The sequence below is a fragment of the Streptomyces sp. DSM 118878 genome (genome assembly GCF_052936595.1).
The window spans coordinates 3,245,685-3,265,370 of the sequence record NZ_CP193622.1; the positions used below are offsets into that span (position 1 = coordinate 3,245,685).

15 protein-coding genes are annotated in these 19,686 nt (G+C 72.0%); 6 read left to right on the forward strand and 9 right to left on the reverse strand.

Annotated features, from left to right (window positions below):
* Window positions 1-82 precede the first annotated feature (82 nt).
* Complete coding sequence (locus tag ACRAKF_RS14265) at window positions 83-733, forward strand: superoxide dismutase (RefSeq protein ID WP_447037450.1); 651 nt, start codon at window positions 83-85, stop codon at window positions 731-733.
* 119 nt (window positions 734-852) lie between these two features.
* On the opposite strand, the gene ACRAKF_RS14270 is transcribed toward ACRAKF_RS14265, so the two are convergent.
* A complete protein-coding gene (locus ACRAKF_RS14270) occupies window positions 853-1,494 on the reverse strand; it encodes a mycothiol-dependent nitroreductase Rv2466c family protein (protein WP_447037451.1) in 642 nt (213 codons plus the stop codon).
* 139 nt (window positions 1,495-1,633) lie between these two features.
* On the opposite strand from ACRAKF_RS14270, the gene pepN reads away from it, so the two are divergent.
* Window positions 1,634-4,198, forward strand: a complete 2,565-nt coding sequence (gene pepN, locus ACRAKF_RS14275) for an aminopeptidase N (RefSeq protein WP_447037452.1) — start codon at window positions 1,634-1,636, stop codon at window positions 4,196-4,198.
* A gap of 262 nt (window positions 4,199-4,460) precedes the next feature.
* A complete protein-coding gene (locus tag ACRAKF_RS14280; RefSeq protein WP_447037453.1) occupies window positions 4,461-5,519 on the forward strand; it encodes a hypothetical protein in 1,059 nt (352 codons plus the stop codon).
* Window positions 5,520-5,560: 41 nt separating this feature from the next.
* Here the strand turns inward: ACRAKF_RS14280 and ACRAKF_RS14285 are convergent, their stop codons facing one another.
* The 3 genes from ACRAKF_RS14285 to ACRAKF_RS14295 all read right to left on the reverse strand — a co-directional run bounded on the left by ACRAKF_RS14285 (window position 5,561) and on the right by ACRAKF_RS14295 (window position 9,281).
* Window positions 5,561-6,715, reverse strand: coding sequence for a serine hydrolase domain-containing protein (locus tag ACRAKF_RS14285; protein WP_447037454.1), 1,155 nt, complete (start codon window positions 6,713-6,715; stop codon window positions 5,561-5,563).
* A 91-nt stretch (window positions 6,716-6,806) separates the two neighbouring features.
* The gene (locus ACRAKF_RS14290) at window positions 6,807-8,570 is read right to left on the reverse strand and encodes a TIGR03767 family metallophosphoesterase (protein ID WP_447037455.1); all 1,764 of its coding nucleotides are present in this window, start codon (window positions 8,568-8,570) and stop codon (window positions 6,807-6,809) included.
* A gap of 246 nt (window positions 8,571-8,816) precedes the next feature.
* Window positions 8,817-9,281 (reverse strand): NUDIX hydrolase, encoded by a 465-nt coding sequence (locus ACRAKF_RS14295; RefSeq protein WP_447037457.1) that lies wholly within the window; start codon window positions 9,279-9,281, stop codon window positions 8,817-8,819.
* 255 nt (window positions 9,282-9,536) lie between these two features.
* On the opposite strand from ACRAKF_RS14295, the gene ACRAKF_RS14300 reads away from it, so the two are divergent.
* Complete coding sequence (locus tag ACRAKF_RS14300; protein ID WP_447037458.1) at window positions 9,537-12,827, forward strand: S8 family serine peptidase; 3,291 nt, start codon at window positions 9,537-9,539, stop codon at window positions 12,825-12,827.
* Window positions 12,828-12,919: 92 nt separating this feature from the next.
* Here ACRAKF_RS14300 and ACRAKF_RS14305 read toward each other — a convergent pair whose 3' ends face one another.
* Together ACRAKF_RS14305 and ACRAKF_RS14310 are read right to left on the reverse strand one after the other, a co-directional pair.
* A complete protein-coding gene (locus ACRAKF_RS14305; protein WP_447037459.1) occupies window positions 12,920-13,642 on the reverse strand; it encodes a hypothetical protein in 723 nt (240 codons plus the stop codon).
* Window positions 13,639-14,184, reverse strand: coding sequence for an RNA polymerase sigma factor (locus ACRAKF_RS14310; protein WP_447037460.1), 546 nt, complete (start codon window positions 14,182-14,184; stop codon window positions 13,639-13,641). The genes ACRAKF_RS14305 and ACRAKF_RS14310 overlap by 4 nt, the downstream gene beginning before the upstream one ends.
* A gap of 199 nt (window positions 14,185-14,383) precedes the next feature.
* Here ACRAKF_RS14310 and ACRAKF_RS14315 point away from each other — a divergent pair, with 199 nt between their 5' ends.
* Window positions 14,384-15,400, forward strand: coding sequence for an aspartate-semialdehyde dehydrogenase (locus ACRAKF_RS14315; RefSeq protein WP_447037461.1), 1,017 nt, complete (start codon window positions 14,384-14,386; stop codon window positions 15,398-15,400).
* Window positions 15,401-15,442: 42 nt separating this feature from the next.
* Here ACRAKF_RS14315 and ACRAKF_RS14320 read toward each other — a convergent pair whose 3' ends face one another.
* Window positions 15,443-16,657, reverse strand: coding sequence for an MFS transporter (locus ACRAKF_RS14320; RefSeq protein ID WP_447037463.1), 1,215 nt, complete (start codon window positions 16,655-16,657; stop codon window positions 15,443-15,445).
* Window positions 16,658-16,763: 106 nt separating this feature from the next.
* Between ACRAKF_RS14320 and ACRAKF_RS14325 the strand changes: the two genes are divergently transcribed.
* Window positions 16,764-17,639, forward strand: a complete 876-nt coding sequence (locus ACRAKF_RS14325) for a LysR family transcriptional regulator (protein ID WP_447037464.1) — start codon at window positions 16,764-16,766, stop codon at window positions 17,637-17,639.
* Between the two features lie 40 nt (window positions 17,640-17,679).
* Here ACRAKF_RS14325 and ACRAKF_RS14330 read toward each other — a convergent pair whose 3' ends face one another.
* Both ACRAKF_RS14330 and ACRAKF_RS14335 read right to left on the reverse strand, forming a co-directional pair.
* Window positions 17,680-18,186, reverse strand: a complete 507-nt coding sequence (locus ACRAKF_RS14330; protein ID WP_447037465.1) for a DUF1203 domain-containing protein — start codon at window positions 18,184-18,186, stop codon at window positions 17,680-17,682.
* 80 nt (window positions 18,187-18,266) lie between these two features.
* Complete coding sequence (locus tag ACRAKF_RS14335; protein ID WP_447037467.1) at window positions 18,267-19,487, reverse strand: FAD-dependent monooxygenase; 1,221 nt, start codon at window positions 19,485-19,487, stop codon at window positions 18,267-18,269.
* Window positions 19,488-19,686: the final 199 nt, after the last annotated feature.

Sequence of the window (19,686 nt, forward strand, 5' to 3'; positions counted from 1 at the left end):
CCTCCTGCTGTTAGCCTGCACTTGCATATAGGTTGCAATAAGCGACCGCACGCAGCAGAGCAGCAGTCGGAGGGCTCGGATCATGGCCATTTACACGCTTCCTGAACTTCCGTACGACTACGCGGCGCTCGAGCCGGTGATCAACCCGCAGATCATCGAGCTGCACCACGACAAGCACCACGCGGCGTACGTGAAGGGCGCGAACGACACTCTCGAACATCTGGAGGAGGCGCGCGACAAGGAGACGTGGGGCGCCATCAACGGCCTGGAGAAGAACCTGGCCTTCCACCTCTCCGGCCACATCCTGCACAGCATCTACTGGCACAACATGAACAGCCCCAAGGACGGTGGCGGCGGCGAGCCGCTGGCCGACGACGGCGTGGGCGAGCTCGCGGACGCGATCACCGAGTCGTTCGGCTCCTTCGCCAAGTTCAGGGCGCAGCTCACCAAGGCCTCGGCGACCACGCAGGGCTCCGGCTGGGGCGTGCTCGCCTACGAGCCGCTCAGCGGCCGCCTCATCGTCGAGCAGGTCTACGACCACCAGGGCAACATCGGCCAGGGCTCCACGCCGATCCTGGTCTTCGACGCCTGGGAGCACGCCTTCTACCTGCAGTACAAGAACCAGAAGGTCGACTTCATCGAGGCCATGTGGCAGGTCGTCAACTGGCAGGACGTGGCCAAGCGCTACGAGGCCGCCAAGCAGCGGGTGAACAGCCTCCTGCTGACCCCGTGAGAACGTCCCGCCTCGTGATCGTCTTCTCAACCTTCGCCGGGGCGGGCGGATGAAGGAAAGGCCCCCGTGAGGACGTGACTCACGGGGGCCTTTTTGAAGGGGCCGGTCAAAGGGGCCGGTCAGTCGAAGATCGGGCCCTGCGTGCGGGTGCGCTTGATCTCGTAGAAGCCCGGCGTCGAGGCGACGAGCAGCGTGCCGTCCCAGAGCTTGGCGGCGGCCTCGCCCTTGGGGGCCGGGGTGACCACGGGGCCGAAGAAGGCGATCTGCTCGCCGTCGGCGCCGGGGACCGCGATGACCGGCGTGCCGACCTCCTGGCCCACCTTGTCGATGCCTTCCTTGTGGGAGGCGCGCAGCTCGGCGTCGTAGGCGTCGGAATCCATGTACTCGACGAGGTCGGCGGGCAGGCCGGCGTCCTCCAGGGCTCCGGCGACCGCCTCACGCGTGGGGCCCTCGCCGCGGTTGTGGAAGCGCGTGCCCAGCGCGGTGTACAGCTTCCCGGTGATCTCGTCCCCGTGCTTCTGCTGGGCGGCGATGACGACGCGGACCGGGCCCCAGGCCTGGGTCGCGAGCATCTCGCGGTACTCCTCGGGCAGCTCGTCGATCTTGTCCTCGTTCAGGACGGCGAGGCTCATCACATGCCAGCGGACCTCTACGTCGCGGACCTTCTCCACTTCGAGCATCCAGCGGGACGTCATCCACGCCCAGGGGCACAGCGGATCGAACCAGAAGTCGACGGGTGTCTTACCGGTGTTCTCTGACATGTCTCTCCCTAAGGAATGTGTTCGGCGCCTGGGGAGGGGAACGTCGGGGGTCCACCAGGGCATTCCCGGATGTCGGCTGCCGACGGCACATGCGAGGATCGTAGCCATTCGTCAAGCGAGTCACGAAGGAGTGCCGCCCGTGCCCGGTGAGAATCTGTCCCGCGACGAGGCCCATGAGAGGGCCGCGCTGCTGTCCGTCGACGGTTACGAGGTCTTCCTCGACCTGCGCTCGGCAGTCGGTGAGAGCGGTCAGGAGCCGCGCACGTTCCGTTCGGTGACCACGATCCGCTTCCGCGCCGAGCCGGGCGCCACGAGCTTCGCGGACCTCGTCGCGCCGAGTGTCACGGCTCTCTCCCTCAACGGCAGGGACCTCGACCCCTCCGAGGTCTTCGACGGCACCAGGATCGCGCTCGAAGACCTGGCCGAGGAGAACGAACTGGTGGTGGACGCGCAGTGTGCCTACAGCCGCACCGGCGAGGGCATGCACCGCTTCGTCGACCCCGAGGACGGCGAGGTCTACGTCTACACCCAGTACGAACCGGCCGACTCCCGGCGTGTCTACGCCAACTTCGAGCAGCCGGACCTGAAGGCGCCCTACCGCTTCCAGGTGCAGGTCCCCGACGGCTGGACGGCGTGGTCCAACGGCGTGGGTGAACTGGCCGACGGCGTCTGGAAGTTCGCCGAGACCAAGCCGATCTCGACGTACATCACGGCGGTCGTGGCGGGCCCGTACCACTACGTGGAGGACCGGTACGAACGCGTTCTCGACGACGGTTCGCTCCTGGAGATCCCGCTCGGCGCGATGTGCCGCAAGGGCCTCGCCCCGCACTTCGACGCCGACGACGTCTTCCTGGTGACCAAGCAGGGCCTGGACTTCTTCCACGACAACTTCGACTACCCCTACCCCTTCGGGAAGTACGACCAGGCCTTCGTGCCGGAGTACAACCTGGGCGCGATGGAGAACCCGGGCCTCGTGACCTTCCGCGAGGAGTTCATCTTCCGCGGCAAGGTGACCCAGGCGTCGTACGAACGCCGGGCCAACGTCATCCTCCACGAGATGGCGCACATGTGGTTCGGCGACCTCGTCACCATGCGGTGGTGGGACGACCTGTGGCTCAAGGAGTCCTTCGCCGACTTCATGGGCTCCTTCTCCATGGTCGAGGCGACGCGCTTCACCAACGGCTGGATCACCTTCGCCAACAACCGCAAGGCGTGGGCCTACCGCGCCGACCAGCTCCCCTCCACCCACCCGGTCACCGCCGACATCCGTGACCTGGAGGACGCGAAGCTCAACTTCGACGGGATCACGTACGCCAAGGGCGCCTCGGTGCTCAAGCAGCTCGTGGCGTACGTCGGACGCGACGCGTTCCTGGAGGGCGCCCGCCGCTACTTCAAGCGCCACGCGTACGGCAACACGGTCCTCGGCGATCTGCTCTCCGTCCTGGAGGAGACCTCGGGACGTGACATGGCGGGCTGGTCGCGCGCCTGGCTCCAGACCGCGGGCGTCAACTCCCTGACCCCGCAGGTCATCCTGAACGCGGAGGGCCGCATCACCGAGCTCTCCGTGCTCCAGGAGGCCGCCGAGTCCCACCCCGAACTGCGTCCGCACCGCGTGGCGGTGGGCCTCTACCGCAGGACGGCCTCCGGCCCCCTGGAGCGGTATGCCCGCGCCGAGCTCGACGTCGAGGGGCCGCGCACGGTCGTGGCCGAGCTGGCCGGTGAACACGCTCCCGACCTGGTCCTGGTCAACGACGACGACCTGACCTACTGCAAGATCCGCTTCGACGAGAACTCCCTCGTCACGCTGCGGGAACACCTCGGCGACCTCACGGACCCCCTCGCCCGCGCCCTGTGCTGGTCCGCCCTGTGGAGCCTGACGCGGGACGCGCTGATGCCCGCGCGGGACTTCATCGGGCTCGTGCTGCGCTTCGCCGGGCGCGAGAGCGACATCGGCGTACTGCAAATGCTGCACACGTGGGCCAACTCCGCCCTCACGCACTACACCGCGCCCGAGTGGCGCGAGGAGGGCGCCCGGGCGCTCGCCGAAGGGGCCCTGCGGGAGCTGCGGAACGCCGGTCCCGGCAGCCAGAACCAGCTGACGTGGGCCCGCTTCTTCGCCGCCGTGGCCTCGTCCCCGGCCGATCTCCAGCTCCTTCAGGGACTGCTCGACGGCACGGCCAAGATCGACGGCCTCGATGTCGACCAGGAGATGCGCTGGGCGCTGCTCGGCCCGCTGGCCGCGCACGGTGCCGCCGACGAGGAGGCGATCGCGGCGGAGCTGGCCCGCGACGACACGGCTTCCGGCAAGCGGCACCAGGTGCGGTGCCTGGCCGCCCGGCCCTCGGCTGCGGTCAAGGCGCAGGCGTGGGCCTCCGTGGTCGAGTCGAGCACCCTGTCGAACGCGCTGGTCGAGGCGACGATCTCCGGGTTCTCGCAGCCGTCGCAGCGGGAGCTCGCCGCGCCGTACGTCTCGAAGTACTTCGACGCGATCGAGCGGGTGTGGGCGGAGCGGTCCATCCAGATCGGCATGGACGTGGTGCGGGGCCTGTTCCCCCACCTCCAGTCCGACGAGGCGACGCTGGCGGCGGCCGACGCCTGGCTCACCGAGCACGAAGCCTCGGCCCCCGCCCTGCGCCGCCTGGTCCTGGAAGCCCGTGACGACCTCGCCCGCTCCCTGCGGGCGCAGGCCTGCGACGCGTCATGACCCCCGCCTGACCTGCCCCACGGGCATCCCGCGCCTCCACCCCGGGGTGCCCGTGGCGGACCGGCAGCCCTGAACGCCGCCCCCCCGAGGCCGCCCAGGTGAAACAGGGCGCCGGGGGGTTTCCCGGGAGGCCCAGGGGCCAGAGATCATCGGCGGTCGAACGTCCGTGCTTTAGGGCAGGGTTGTCCAGGTTTGTCGACGAGCTTGTAACAGGGGTCGGCGGTGGGTTAGAGCGCCGGTCACGTGAGGGAACGACCCGGGCATGAACCACGAGACCCCGCTCTCCCCCCTTCCCCTCCAGCACCTCGCCGCCGACGCCCGCCCCCGCGTCATGAGCGCCGCCCAGCTCCGCGCGCACGGCGTCTCCGCCGCCGACGCCAACGCCCAGTGCCTGCCCGGCGGCCCCTGGCAGCAACTCCTGCCCGGCGTATGGCTGCTGCACCCGGGCCCACCGACCAGTGACGAACGGCTGCACTGCGCCCTGTTGTACGCGGGACGCCCACCGACCCGCCAGGCCAGGTCCGTGCCCGCGCAGCCCGGCGCGGGCGAGCCGCACGCCCCGTACGCCGACGCGATGGTCACCGGCCTCGCCGCCCTGGCCCTGCACCGCTTCGCCGCCGCTCCCCCGCCGCTCTCGCTCGACCGCATCGACATCCTGGTGCCCCGCACGCGCCGCCTGCGGTCCGTGGGGTTCGCCCGGCTCGTGCGCAGCCCCGAGATGCCGACCACCCAGCGGATCGCGGGGGTTCCGGTGGCGCCGGTGCCGCGCGCCCTCGCCGACGCGGTGGCCCAGCTCGTCGACGCGGCCACCGTGCGCCGGCTGCTCACCGAGGCGGTGCGCGGCGGCCACTGCGAACCGGCGGCAGTCGTCCGCGAGTTGCGCCGCGCCCGGCTGCTGTCCCTGCCGCATGTCGTGGACGCCGTCGACTCGCTGCTCGCCGAGGGGCGCGCCATCGCCGAGGACCGGCTCTACCGCATGGTCGCCGAGCACGCCCTGCCCGACCCCCTGTGGAACGTCGACCTGCGGCTGCCGGGCGGCCCGTACCTCGGTGGCGTCGACGCCTACTGGCCCGACCAGGCCGTCGCCGTCGAGCTCGACACCCGCACGCCCCGGCAGGGCCCGCAGCACGACGACGACGCCCTGTGGTCGGAGTGCGCACGCAAGCGCGAGCACCTGGAGCGGCTCGGCGTCACGGTCGTACACCTCACCCCGAAGAAGCTCAGGGACGCCCCCGACCAGCAGGCCACCGTCGTACGGACGGCCCTGATGGCGTCGCACGACCGCGACCCGGCGGCGTACGTCGTGGCGCTCCCCCGGTAACGGCACGCTCCGGTAGCGGCCCGGCCCGGTAGCGGCCCGCCCTACCGCTTGCCGCAGAACTCGGCGTCGATGACCGAGGGCAGGTCATCCGAGGGGCCGTTCGTGTTGACTGCCAGGGAATGCCTGCCGTCCGCCGTCGTCATGGCCGCGGACGACGAGCCGTGGATGTCGCCGCCGTGACCCCACACCACGGTGCCGCAGGAGGTGGTGACGGGTTCGAGGCCGAGTCCGTAGCGCTCGCCCGGCCGGTTCTCGCCCTTCGGCACGGCGGTCTTCATCGCGGCGAGCTGTTTCTCCGGCAGGAGCTTGCCGCGCAGCAGCGCGGAGTAGAAGCGGTTCAGGTCGGCCGAGTCGGAGATCATCCCGCCCGACGCGCCGGCCACGGAGGGGTTGAGCAGCGTCACGTCCTGGATCTCGGCGTCCGCGTCGTCGGACAGCTTGGTGTAGGCCTTGGAGCTGGGCTTCGGCATGTTCGACCGGGTGCCGGGGACACTGGTGCCGCGCAGCTTGAGCGGCTTGATGACGCGCTGCCCGATCTGGTGCGCGTAAGACGTCCCCGTGACCTTCTCGATGACCATCGCGGCGAGCACGTAGTTGGTGTTGGAGTACTTCCAGCCCTCGCCGGGAGCGAAGTCCGGCCGGTGGCCCATCGCGAGGGCGACCTGCTGCTCGGCGGTCCACGTGTCGTAGCGGTGGACGAGGAACTCCTCGCTGAAGACCTTGCGCCGGAACGAGGGGTCGGACGTCACGTTGTAGATGCCGCTGGTGTGGTTCAGGAGTTGCCGCAGCGAGATCCGGTCGCCGTCGTGCCCGTTCCCCTCCACGACCCCGGGCAGCCATCGGCCGACCTTGTCGTCGAGGTCGAGTCCGCCCTCTGCCTCCAGTTGGAGGAGCACCGTGGCGACGAAGGTCTTGGTGATGCTGCCGATCCGGTAGTGGTCGTGGGCGCCGCGCGGGCTCTGCCGTACGAGATCACCGATGCCCGCGGCGGAGTTCCAGGTGCCGTGGCGGTCCTTGACCTGCGCGGTGACACCGGGGACGTCGTCCTTCAGTGCGGCCTCCATCGCCCGCTGGGTGGCGCGGTGCCGTTCCCCGCCCCCGGTGTCCGCCGCGAACGCGGGCGCCGAAAGTGCCCCCGCCGCCACCGTCGCGGCCAACGCCGCCGCCACTGAGGCCCATTTCCCGCGCACTGTCATGTGCTGCCCCTCCCGTACGTGCTGGTTGTCGGGCCGGGAGACCTCTGGCCGACGGCCGGGGTTGAGCGGTGGCGCCGTGGTTGAGCGTGATTCAGCCCTTCCGCAGGATCAGCTCCGTGTTCCTGTCGCCCGCCTCGCCGCCGAGCGCGGGCTTGGCACCGGGGGCGTTGAAGGACAGCTCGCGGTACAGCGCGGCCAGGCCGGTCTGGGAGAGGTCGGCGAAGTCCGTGCGGTGCGGGGCCGAGGACTCGATGAGGGTGGTGAAGAGGGAGACCGTGCCGTCGTGGTTGTCGGCGACCTCCACCACCCGCGCGAGCTGCGGGAAGTCGATGTGCGAGGCGGTGGAGACCTCCCAGAAGGAGCCGTGGGCGGTCCGGTGCGGGGTGATCGCGTTCTTGTGGCTGTGCCCGTTGACCCAGGCCAGGACCGAGCGGTACCGGCCGAGCAGCGAGACGATCTCCTCGCCGCCGTGGCGCGCCTCGGCGGGCCGCGCCGGGTCCTGGCGGAGGTTGCGCATGGTCCGGCTGGTGTGGTGACTGAGGACGACGACGTACGAGGGCCCGCCGGCCCGCCGCTCGTTGGCCGCGAGCTCACGCTCCAGCCAGCGCAGTTGCCGGGTGCCGAGGGAGCCCTCGTAGTGCCCGGCGGGGTCGGTGCTGTCCAGGCTGATGCCGAGCACGTCGTCGCTGATGCGGAAGGAGTAGTACTGGGTGGCCGCCGCGAGGTTCTCCTCGGTGTAGCCGTGCCCTGCGGGGCCCGCGCCCGCGTGGGCGGGGTCCAGGTGCGCACGGACGTACTCGGCGGGGGTGAAGGGTGCCCGTGACGGGTCCGGGGTGACGGAACGCATGCGTCGCGCCTCGGACTTCAGCACGTCCTTGAACATGGCCCCCTTGGGGTCGCGGCCCTTCTTCACGGCCTTCCACAGGGCGGCGCCCCGCGTCTCGTCGAGGGACATCAGCTTCTTGCCGCCGACGGCGAAGTCGGTGAGGTACGAGTCCCTGGGCGCCCAGCAGCCGCCGGGCAGCGCGTCGTGGTTGCCGACCGTGGAGTACCAGGGCAGGGCGAGGCCCGGGCTGTTGACCTCGCGGATCGCCGCGTCGAGGAAGCCGTGCAGACGCGGGAAGCCGAGGCTCTTGTCGGCGTCGCGCAGGGGGTCGTCGGGGTGCCAGTACAGCGTGCTGCCGCTGGCCTGTACGCCCTCGTAGCGGCGCGGGTCACCGGTGTTGGGGGTGATGCGGCCGCCGCTCATGACCTTGAGGTACCAGTCGAGTTCGGCGCGGGAGTTGTTGTCGGTGTTGTCGCCGGTCGTCACGACACAGTGCAGAGGGGAGCCGGTGGCGGGCGCGCCGCGCAGGGCGTTGACGCGTTCGACCAGGGAGACGGCGCCGGCCACCGAGAGGGACTCGTGCGGCCGCCAGGCGCTCGCGGTCTGCGCCCGCAGGTACTCGTACCGCAGCGGGTGCTGTACGTCGACCAGGTGCAGGTCGGTGAACTGCACGAACGCGGCGAGCGCGGTCCGCCGCTCCGCCCGCCCGGCCTTGGCCGCCGCGAGGTCCCCGCGCACGACGCGCGGCCAGGCGGGCCCGTCGCCGAGCCGCCGGTAGCCGGAGGTGCCGCGCGGGGCGGCGACGGTGAGCAGGGTGGTGCCGCCCTTGTAGGGCGCGAGGGGCGCGGCGGGCGCCTGCCGGGAGCGGGCCACGGCGGCGCGGCCCGGGGACACCGCGTTGCCGGAGCCCGCGCCGGGGCCGAGGGTGTGGCCGATGCCCGCGGAGAGCGCGACGGCTCCGGCGGCGGCGAGGAGGACACGGCGGTCGATGGCGGCGGTTGCGGTGGCGACGGTGCGTATGCGCGACATGGCGCGGTCTCCCCGGGTGCGAACGCGTCGGCAGTGGTCGCGAGGGCCCCGGAGTCCGACCGGACCCGTGGATTCCTCGCTCTTACTGGATCGTTGGCAGCGGGGATGACCTGCGCGTGAACGAGACAGCAACGCGCAGCACCGATCACCGTACGTGGATCACCGGGCACCCTGCGCGGTCATCCACCTCTCCGCGAATGGAGAGGAGGCGGTCACTCCGCGTTCATCTTTCGGGGAAGCGAAGGCTCAGGACGTGTGGTCCGTGCCCCGGCTCCGGCCGTCTGCGGGGCGGTCGCGCCACAGTTCGAGGCCGATGTCGACGAGGCCCACGCGGTCGAGGCCGGGGACGGACTCCAGGGGGTGCCAGGCCGCGAGGTCGGTGGAGCCGTTGGTCTCGTGGCGCAGTTCGCCGCCGGTGACGCGGCCCTCGTACACGATCCGCAGGCCGTGGAAGTCGGCGACGGCACCGAGCCTGCGGGGGTAGCGGCGGCGCAGGCTGTCGACGCCGAGGAGGGCCAGCGGTTCCACCACGTAGCCCGTCTCCTCGTCCGCCTCGCGGATCACCGTGTCGTAGGGGTCCTCGCCGTGGTCCATGCCGCCGCCCGGCAGCGTCCAGCGTTTGCTGCCGTCGCGGGCCACCCAGCGGGCCAGGAGGATCCGCCCGTCCCGTACGCATACGGCGTAGGCCGCCACCCGAAGTTCTTTCTGCACAGGTTGACGCTAGGCCCTGTCGTCAAGTCCCCGCCCGCCTCGCGTCGCCGCCGCGGACCCTGGTGCATGTCCTGCCATACACCGCCATGTCCGCGATGGCGTATGGCGGAATTGCGTCACGCACTGATCACAGCTCGGACAACTCTCCCCAAACACCTGTCACTTAAGTAAAGCTGAGCGGTCATCCGACCCCGGATTTCGGACCCGTTCGAAAAACGGTGCCGGATCACCCTCTCCCGACCTTCACGTACAGGGATGCCGATGCCCAGATCCAGTTCCAGCGCCAGACGCGCGCCCCGTCTCGCGATAGCCGTCGGTCTCACCGCCGCGCTGTGCGCGACCGGGGCCGTCCCCCTCGCCTTCGCGGCGGACGAGTCCCCCGTGCCGGCCCCCAAGTCGACGGGCGGCAAGCTCGGCTCGGCCGACGCCGATCTGCTCGCCGACGCCAAGGCGGACGGCGACAAGACCGTCACGATGATGGTCGCCACCGCGCCCGGCGCCACCGAGCAGGTCGCCGACCAGCTCGACGACGTCAAGGGCGGCTCGGTCGGCCGCACCTACGACAAGCTCGGCTACGTCCGCGCGACCGTGCCGACCGGCAAGGCCGACGCGGCGATCAAGTCCGCGGCCAAGCTGTCGTCCGTGCACGCCATCGACCTGCGGCACGAGATCCGGCTGGACGACCCGACCCCGGCCGCCGACCGCGCCAAGGGCGCGGAGCGCGGCGAGCGCGGCACGTACGCGGGCCCGGGCAAGGACACCCCGGCGGACAACCCGTACAACCCGTCCGCCGAGACCGGCGCCGTGGACTTCGTGAAGAAGCACCGCAAGGCGGACGGCCGGGGCGTCACCATCGGCATCCTCGACTCCGGCGTCGACCTCGGTCACCCGGCGCTGAAGAAGACGACCACCGGCGAGCGCAAGATCACCGACTGGGTGACGGCGACCGACCCGATCGTCGACGCGGACGACACCTGGCGCCGCATGACCAACCCCGTCAGCGGCCCGGTCTTCACCTGGGACAGCGAGACGTGGAAGGCCCCGGCGGGCTCCTTCCAGGTCAACCGCTTCCGCGAGTCGGCCACCACCGGCGGCGACGCCAAGGGCGACATCAACCGCGACGGCGACACCACCGACAGCTGGGGCGTCCTGTACGACCCGGCGGCCGGCACGGTCCGCGTCGACCTGAACGACAACAACGACTTCACCGACGACGAGACGATGAAGCCGTACAAGGACGACCACCAGGTCGCCTACTTCGGCAAGGACGACCCGGCGACCGACGTCGTCGAGCGCGTCCCGTTCGTCGTCGAGATCCGCAAGGACGTCCCCACCGACCCGTACGGCGGCGACTGGGTCGGCAAGAAGGCCGACTTCGTCAACATCGGCGTCATCGAGTCCGAGCACGGCACGCACGTCGCGGGCATCACCGCGGCCAACGGCCTGTTCGGCGGCAGGATGAACGGCGCCGCCCCCGGCGCCAACCTGGTCTCCTCGCGCGCCTGCACCTGGTCCGGCGGCTGCACGAACGTGGCGCTGACCGAGGGCATGATCGACCTCGTCACCCAGCGCGGCGTCGACATCGTCAACATGTCGATCGGCGGCCTCCCCGCGCTGAACGACGGCAACAACGCGCGCACCGAGCTCTACAAGCGCCTCATCGACACCTACGGCGTGCAGCTCGTGATCTCCGCGGGCAACTCGGGACCCGGCGCCAACACCATCGGCGACCCCGCCCTGGCCGACAAGGTCATCTCGGTCGGCGCCGCCATCTCCAAGGAGACCTGGGCCGCCAACTACGGCTCCACGGTCGAGAAGAAGTACGCGATGATGCCCTTCTCCTCGCGCGGCCCGCGTGAGGACGGCGGCTTCGCGCCGATCATCTCGGCCCCCGGCTCGGCCATCAACACCACCCAGACCTGGCTGCCGGGCTCCCCGGTCGCCGAGGCGGGCTACCGGCTCCCGGCCGGCTACTCCATGCTCCAGGGCACGTCGATGGCGTCCCCGCAGGCCGCGGGCGCCTCGGCGCTCCTCCTCTCCGCCGCCAAGCGCGAGAAGATCGACCTGACCCCGGCGAAGCTGCGCACCGCCCTCACCTCCACCGCGGACCGCATCCGCGGCGAGCAGGCGTACGCGCAGGGCACCGGCCTCATCGACGTCGTCGACGCGTGGGAGGCCATCGAGGACGACGCGAAGGCGCACACGTACACGGTGAAGGCCCCGGTCGACACCGCCCTGGAGCAGGAGCTGAAGAAGCCCGGCACCGGCATCTACGACCGTGAGGGCGGCCTGAAGACCGACCAGAAGCGGACGTACGACGTCACGATCACCCGCACCTCGGGCCCGGACCGCGGCGTCCGCCACGAGCTGGAGCTGGAGAACAACCACGAGGGCACCTTCAAGCTGCTCGGCGACGACGACATCACGCTGCCGCTGGACAAGCCGGTCACCGTCAAGGTCCAGGCAAAGGCCAGGACGGCCGGTCTGCACAGCGCGATCCTGACCGTCGACGACGAGCGCACCGAGGGCATCGACCACCAGATCATGTCGACGGTCGTCGTCTCGGCGCCGCTCGCGAAGCCGTCGCACACGTTCTCGGCCAAGGGCTCGACGCAGCGCAACACCCCGCAGTCGTACTTCGTGACCGTGCCCAAGGGCGCCAAGTCCCTCGAAGTCGCCCTCGGCGGCCTGAAGGACAAGAGCCAGACCCGCTTCATAGCGATCCACCCGTACGGCGTCCCGGTCGACTCCACCTCGTCGATCGTCTGCTACCCGAACTACGAGAACCCCGCCAACACCTGCCGCCCGGACCTGCGTTCGTACGCGGAGCCGCAGGCGGGCGTCTGGGAGATCGAGGTCGAGTCGCGCCGCACGTCGCCGCTGCTCGACAACCCGTACGAGCTGAAGGTCTCCGCGCTCGGTGTCGACTTCGACCCGGCCGTGCAGACACTCCCCGAGGCCAAGGTCGGCACCCCGGCGCCGGTCTCCTGGAAGGCCACGAACAACTTCGCGGCCGTCGACGGCAAGCTGAAGGGCGGCTCGCTCGGCTCGGCCAAGTCGGCCCGGCCCAGCATCGCCCAGGGTGCCACGCAGACGTCCACGGTCGTCGTGCCCGCCGGCGCCGAGCGGCTCGACGCCGTCATCGGCTCGCCCGCGGACATCGCCGCCGACCTGGACCTGACCGTCAAGCGGAACGGCGCGGTCGTCGGTTCGTCGGCGGGAGGCGACTCCGAGGAGTCCGTGACGCTGACGAAGCCGGCCGCCGGTACGTACACGATCGAGGTGACGGGCTACTCGGTGCCGTCCGGCACGACCGCGTACGACTACCGTGACGTCTTCTTCTCGGGCGCCCTCGGCAGCGTGACCGTCGACGAGGCCCAGCAGATCAAGCTCGGCAACGGCCAAACGGCGCAGGTCGAGGCCAAGGTCGAGGCGAAGGCCCCGGCCGCCGAGGGCCGCGAGCTGTTCGGCGAGGTGTCGCTCCTGAACGCGGGCGGCACGGCGGCGGGCAGCGGCAGCGTGAAGATCGAGAAGGTCACGCCGTAACCGCAGGCATTGCAGAAAAGTCCCGCTGGAATCCGCCCAAAAGCGGCATTCCAGCGGGACTTTTCTGCAATCACCGTTCGTCTACCCTCCGCTCAGCCGCAGTGGATCTTCTTTGAGGGCGGTAGGGCCTTGAGGATCAGCTTGCGCAGGCGGTCGCGGTCCTTGCCGACGGCCCAGTTGGCGGGTTCCGTCGCGCCCTTGTCTACGGTGATCAGGGCGTGGTCCCCCACCTTCAGCGGCCGGGCCGCGTCGCGGTCCATGGGGAAGCGGACGGTGCCCTCGCCTTCCCGCGGCTTCACGTACCGCGTCACGTCGAGCGTGACCCGCTCCCGCGACCCTCCCGGCAGCGGGTCGACCGCCGTGACCGTGCCCTCCACGATCAGCCGCGAGCACGCCACGAAGCCCTCGGGGCTGAGGTCCGCGTCCGCGCCGCCGTCGGGCCGGCTCCGCGCGTCGGACGCCGCGCCCCCCTTGTCGTCCATGCCACTTGCCCCCTGCCCGGCGTCCACCGCGAGCCAGGCGAGCCCGCCGAGCATGGCGGCGGCCGCCGTGGCCGCGACCGCGCCGAGCGCGACCGTGACGCGGCGGCGGGCCGTGCGCCGGGAGCGGATCGGTACGACCGCCTGCCGCGGGGGCGCGGGGGCCGCCGCCAGGGTGTCGCCCACCACGGCGAGCCGCTCCCGCAGCAGGGCCACGTCCGCCAGGGCCGCCGCGTGCTCGGCTGCGCGGCCCGGATCGTCCAGGGCCCCGTCGGGGACGGGCTCGTCCGTGATCGCGGACATCAGCGCGTCGAACTCCTTCTCCGGCACCGTCACACCACCTCCCCCTCGTGCAGCCGCGCCCGCAGGAGCCGTACCGCCGTGTGCAGCCTGCTCTTGACCGTGCCCTCGGGGATGCCCAGCTCAGCGGCGATCGCGCGCACCGGCAGGTCGGCGTAGAAGCGGAGCACCACGACCTGCCGCTGGGCGGCGGGCAGCGCGCCGAGGCCCTGCGCCACGGCCATCGACAGGGCCCGCGTCTCCGCGCCGTCCTCGTCCGTCGCTTCCCGCCACAGCACGGCGAGGCGTTCCCCGAGCCGCTCCTGCCTGCGCCGGGCCCGGTGCCAGTCCATGGCCAGGTTGGAGGCCACGACCGCCGCCCACGCCGAGACGTCCCGCGGCGCCTCACGCCCGTCCGCGGCCCGCTCCAGGAGCTTCAGCCGCACCTGCTGGACGCCGTCGGGGAGGTCGGCGTACGGCACGCCGCCGAGCGCGAGCACCGCCCGCACCCGGTCCTCCTGCGCCGGACCGAGCGGGTCCGGACCGAGCGGATCCGCCTCCTGCGTCTGTGGCGCGCGGCGCGCCTTTCCGCGCAGCAATGTGCGCCTCCCCTCCCCCGCGTTTCCCCTACGACGCCCGGGACGTCCGAAAGGTTCGCTCCGGGGGCGCGGCGAATGTGGCGTCCCGCACCTCGGACAATGGATTGGACAACGCGGCACTGGAGAGACGCATCATGGAGCCACCCCGCACAGACCGGCCGAGGTCACGAGGCCGCACGCACATACGGAGGAAGTCCCTGTGAAGGTCGGAATCGTCGGAGCCACCGGTCAGGTCGGCACGGTCATGCGCAAGATCCTCTCGGACCGGAAGTTCCCCGCGGACGAGCTGCGCCTGTTCGCCTCGGCCCGCAGCGCCGGGACGGTCATCGACGGCGTGACCGTCGAGGACGCCTCCACGGCCGACTACACGGGCCTGGACATCGTGCTGTTCTCCGCCGGTGGCGCCACGTCCAAGGCCCTCGCCGAGAAGGTCGCCTCGCAGGGCGCCGTCGTGATCGACAACTCCTCCGCCTGGCGCCGGCACCCCGAGGTCCCCCTCGTCGTCTCCGAGGTGAACCCGCACGCGATCAAGAACCGCCCCAAGGGCATCATCGCCAACCCGAACTGCACGACGATGGCCGCGATGCCCGTCCTCAGGCCGCTGCACGCGGAGGCGGGCCTCGAAGCGCTCGTCGTCGCCACCTACCAGGCGGTCTCCGGCTCCGGCCTCGCCGGGGTGGACGAGCTGTTCGAGCAGGTCAAGAAGGTCGGCGAGGACGCTCCTCAGCTCACCCACGACGGCTCGTCGGTCGAGTTCCCCGAGCCGGACAAGTACGTCGCGCCGATCGCGTACAACGTCCTGCCGATGGCCGGTTCCATCGTCGACGACGGTCTGAACGAGACGGACGAGGAGCAGAAGCTCCGCCACGAGTCCCGCAAGATCCTGGAGATCCCGGAGCTGAAGGTCTCGGGCACGTGCGTGCGCGTCCCCGTCTTCACCGGGCACTCCCTCCAGGTCAACGCCCGCTTCGCGCGTCCGCTGAGCCCCGAGCGCGCCACCGAGATCCTTGAGGCCGCCGAGGGCGTCGTCGTCACGGAGGTGCCGACGCCGCTGGTCGCCGCGGGCAAGGACGACGCCTTCGTGGGCCGCATCCGGTCCGACGAGACCGTCGAGAACGGCCTGGCCTTCTTCATCTCCGACGACAACCTCCGCAAGGGCGCGGCGCTGAACGCCGTCCAGATCGCGGAGCTGGTCGCGGCGGAGCTCAAGGGCTGAGTCCCACCGCCGCCCGTCGTACGCCCGGTGTGGAGGGGGCGGTCACCGTTCGTCGGTGGCCGTCCCCTTCGCGTGGGCCACGGCGGCCAGTGCGAGCACGGCGAGCGCCCCGCCGAGCCACAGCACGGCGCCGGCCCCGCCGCTGTCCGCGACCCGGCCGCCGGTGAAGGCACCGAGCGCGATCGCCACGTTGAACACCCCGGCGAAGAGCGCGGAGGCGGCTTCGCGGGCGTGCGGGGCGGCGGCCATCACCCAGTTCTGGGCGGAGACGGAGACTCCGCCGTACGCCAGGCCCCAGGCGACGAGCAGCACCACGGACGCGGCGAGCGAGCCGTCCGCCGGGACCAGCAGGAGCACCACCGTCCCGAGCCCCGCGCTGATGGCGAGCAGCGCCCTGCGCGGATCGCGGGCCGCGACGGCGCCGCCCGCGAAGTTGCCGACGATGCCGGCGGCCCCGTAGGCGAGGAGCAGCCCGCTGATCAGCCCCGCGCCGATGCCGGGCACCCGCTCCAGGACGGGCCGTACGTAGGTGTACGCGGCGAAGTGCCCGGTCACGAGCAGCGTGACGGCGAGCAGCCCGCCCCGCAGCCGCCTCAGCCGCAGCAGCCCGGCGAAGACGCCGAGCCGCACCGCCTCGCCCGCGGGCAGCGCGGGCAGCAGCGTGGCGAGCAGCCCGGCCACCACGAGGGCGAGCCCCGCGAGGGCGGCGAACCCCCAGCGCCATCCGGCCAGCTCACCGAGGAGCGTCCCGGCGGGCACGCCGAGCACGGAGGCCACGGCGATCCCGCTGAAGATCACGGCGGTGGCGCGCCCCGCGCCCTCCGCACGGACGAGGCGCACCCCGAGCCCCGCGGCGATGGCCCACACCCCGCCGATGCACACGCCCACCACGACACGCGCGGCGAGCAGCACGCCGAAGGCGGGGGCGAGCGCGGACACCAGGTTGGCGGCGGCGAGCAGGACGAGCAGCGCGCACAGGACCGTACGCCGGTCGGCGCGGCGCACCACGACGGGCAGCAGCAGGGCGGCGAGCGCCGCGACGATCCCGGGCAGGGTGACGGCCAGACCGGCGCTGCCGTCGGAGACGCCCAGCCCGGAGCCGATGGAGGTGAGGAGCCCCACGGGAAGCATCTCCGTGGTGACGACGGAGAAGGTGGCGGCGGCGACGGCGAGAACGGCGGTGCGCGCCCGCCGCTCGCCCGCCGCGCCCGCCTCACGGGGAGTGGTGTGTGCGGTGCTGTGTGTGCTCTGTGGCATGTCACCCACCTTGTGGTGAGCCCGTAGGGGGGAACAACGCCGCAGGTCTCATCCTTGTATGAGCCGGGTTCATCGATCCGGCGAGCAGTGGCAGAGGAGGCGCTCCGTGGGCGCAGTGGAGCGTGGCCTGGAGATCCGCGAACTGGAGTGCTTTCTGGTGCTCGCCGAGGAGTTGCACTTCGGGCGGACCGGCGAGCGCCTGTACGTCTCGCAGAGCCGCGTCAGCCAACTGCTGGCCGCCCTGGAGCAACGGATCGGCGCCCGGCTCGTCGAGCGTACGAGCCGCCGGGTCGCGCTGACCCCGCTCGGCAAGCGGTTCCTCTCCGAACTGACGCCCGCCTACGGGGAGTTGGCGTCGACGGTCGAACGGGCGAGGGCGGCGGCGCGGGGCGTGGAGGGCACGCTGCGGATCGGCTTCCAGGGCACGGCGGACGCCCGTCTGATGGCAGCGATAGCGGCGTTCCAGGAACGCCACCCCGCCTGCACGACCCACATCCTGGAGATCCCCTTCTCCGACCCCTTCGGCGCGGTGCGGCACGGTGAGGTGGACACGGCGGTCGTGCTGCTGCCGGTGGCGGAGGCGGATCTGGTGCTGGGCCCGGTCTTCTCCCGCGAGCGCCAGACGGTGGCCGTGTCGGTGCGGCACCCGTACGCGGGGAGGGAGTCGTTGACGGCCGCGGAGTTGCGGGAGATCCCGCTGATAGCGGCGACGGCCCCGGCCCCCGCGTACTGGCGTGCGGCCCACGCCCCCTCGGACGCGCCCGCTCCGGAGGTCCGTACGCTCCAGGAGGGTCTGACGCTGGTGGCGGCGGGCCGGGGCGCGATGCTGCTGTGCCGGCCGACGGCGGAGTACCACGGCCGCAAGGACGTCGTCTTCGTACCGGTGGACGGGGTTCCGGACTCCGTCCTGGGGATGGTGTGGCACCGGGACGGGGAGACGGCGCGGGTGAGGGAGTTCGCCCGCGCCCTGGCTCCCTGCTGACGTCGGCTTCGGCTTCGGCTTTGACTTTGACTTCGGCTGGTCAGTCCCCTCGTCGCACCTCGAAGTGGAAGCAGCCGTACTCCACGGCACGCACGTGTACGAGGGCGACGGCGGGATCGGCGAAGGCCTCGCCTAGCGCGGCGTCAAAGCCGTCCGCCTCGGCCTCGGGAATCTCCAGCAGCCGCCCGCCGACGATCCGGCCACCGGCGTCGTACCGCCGCAGGGTCCGCAGCGCCCCGGCCCGCGAGAACGGATACCCCGCCCGCCCCTCCTCGGGCCCCGCGCACGGCTCGGCGTGGATGTAGACGGGCCCCTGCTCGTCGTAGGCGCCGGGCGCGGCCCCGGTCCGAGCGGCCCAGCGCCGCAACGGCGCGTACGACACGAGCGCGACGCGCTCGCCGGGGGCGACGGGCCGCAGACAGCACCGCAGGGGGCTGCCGCCTTCGTGATCGGCGTACGGGACGCAGTCCCGCCCGGCATCGTCACGCCGCCGCAGCTCGGCGAGGGCTTCGGGGTCGATGGGCCGGGGCGCGTAAGCGGTCTTCATGGTCCGAGCCTCGCGCGGGACGGGCGACGGGGCTGGCGGTTTCCGGACGACGACCTCGCGCGGTGCGCGGCTCTGTCCTGCTACACGGGCCCGTCCGGCGATTGAGGACGCCGCGGCCGGCGGTCGGCCGAGCCGAGATCCCCTCGCCAGGCCGAAGGCAACGGCAAGGACCGCCCAGCGGCCCAGGGGCCGGCCCTGGCCGCGAGGACCACCGCGTTGGCCGCCGCCCCCCGCACGTCCTCGTAATGCCGCAGTCCCGCCTCCCGGTCGGGCCCCGCGTACGCCAGGCACTGCGCGAGCACCCGCGCGTCGACGACCGCCTGGGAGCCGCTCTCCGAGCCCACGGGGTACACGGGGTACACGGGATGCGCCGCGTCCCCCAGCAGCGTCACGGGCCCCCGCCCCCACCGGGACAGCGGTTCCCGGTCCACCATCGGGCACTCCAGGATCTGCCGGGTACCGGCGAGCAGCGCGGGCACGTCGAGTTCCGCCATCCGCCACCCGGCGAAGTGCGGCAGGACGTCCGAGAGCCGCCCGGAGCGGTTCCAGTCGGCGGGCCCGGCGACGGCCTGGTGGTGCGCCGGGGGGAACCGGACCTCCGCCACCCAGCTCAGCAGTGACCGCCCCCGCTCCCCGGCCCCCCGCGACACCGGCTGGACGACGAGCTTCGCGGTGTCGTCGCCCGCCACCACGACCGTCCGCCCGCCAAGCACGGGGTGCCATTCCGTGACACCGCGCCACATGCGCACGCCGCTCCACAGCGGCGGCCCCTCGCCGGGGTGCAGCGTGGCCCGCACCGCGGAGTGCAGCCCGTCCGCCCCCACGAGGGCCCGCGCCCGCACCCGGTACTCCCGGCCGCGTGCCACGTCCCGCAGGATCACGCGCAGCCCGGCGCCCTCGCGCTCGGCGAGGCGTACGAAGGCGGTCCCGGTCTGCACGGCATGGTCGCCGAGCCGGGCGCGGACGGCTTCCAGGAGCATCAGCCGCAGGGCCCCGCGGCGCAGCGAGTACTGCGGCCAGGGGTGGCCGAGCGCGAGACCGCACGGTTCGCTGCGGACGCGGTCGCCGTGCCGGTCGAAGTAGACCGTGGCCTCGGGCGCCACCGCGGTCCCCGCCAGTTCGCCGCCGAGCCCGAGCTGCGTCAACACGCCCACCGCGTACGGCATGAGTGCCACTCCGACGCCGTCGGGCCGCGGCTCGTCGACCGCGTCCACCACACGTACGCCGATGCCCGCCGCGTGCAGGCTCAGGGCGGCCGTGAGCCCGCCGGTGCCCGCACCCGCCACCAGTACGTCGATCATGGCCGCCGCCCTTTGTGGTCCCAGTGGTCACCTGCGGACGCGCGGAGCGTAGCGGGACCGGCAGGGGGAGAACAATGGGCCGGGCGGCCAGGCGAACCCGCATGGAAGGATGGCCGGAAACACCACAAGTGCACCCGCTTGGACCCAGGGGTCCACACCATCGAGATCCCCGAGATCCCCGAGATCCCATCCGTCGTAC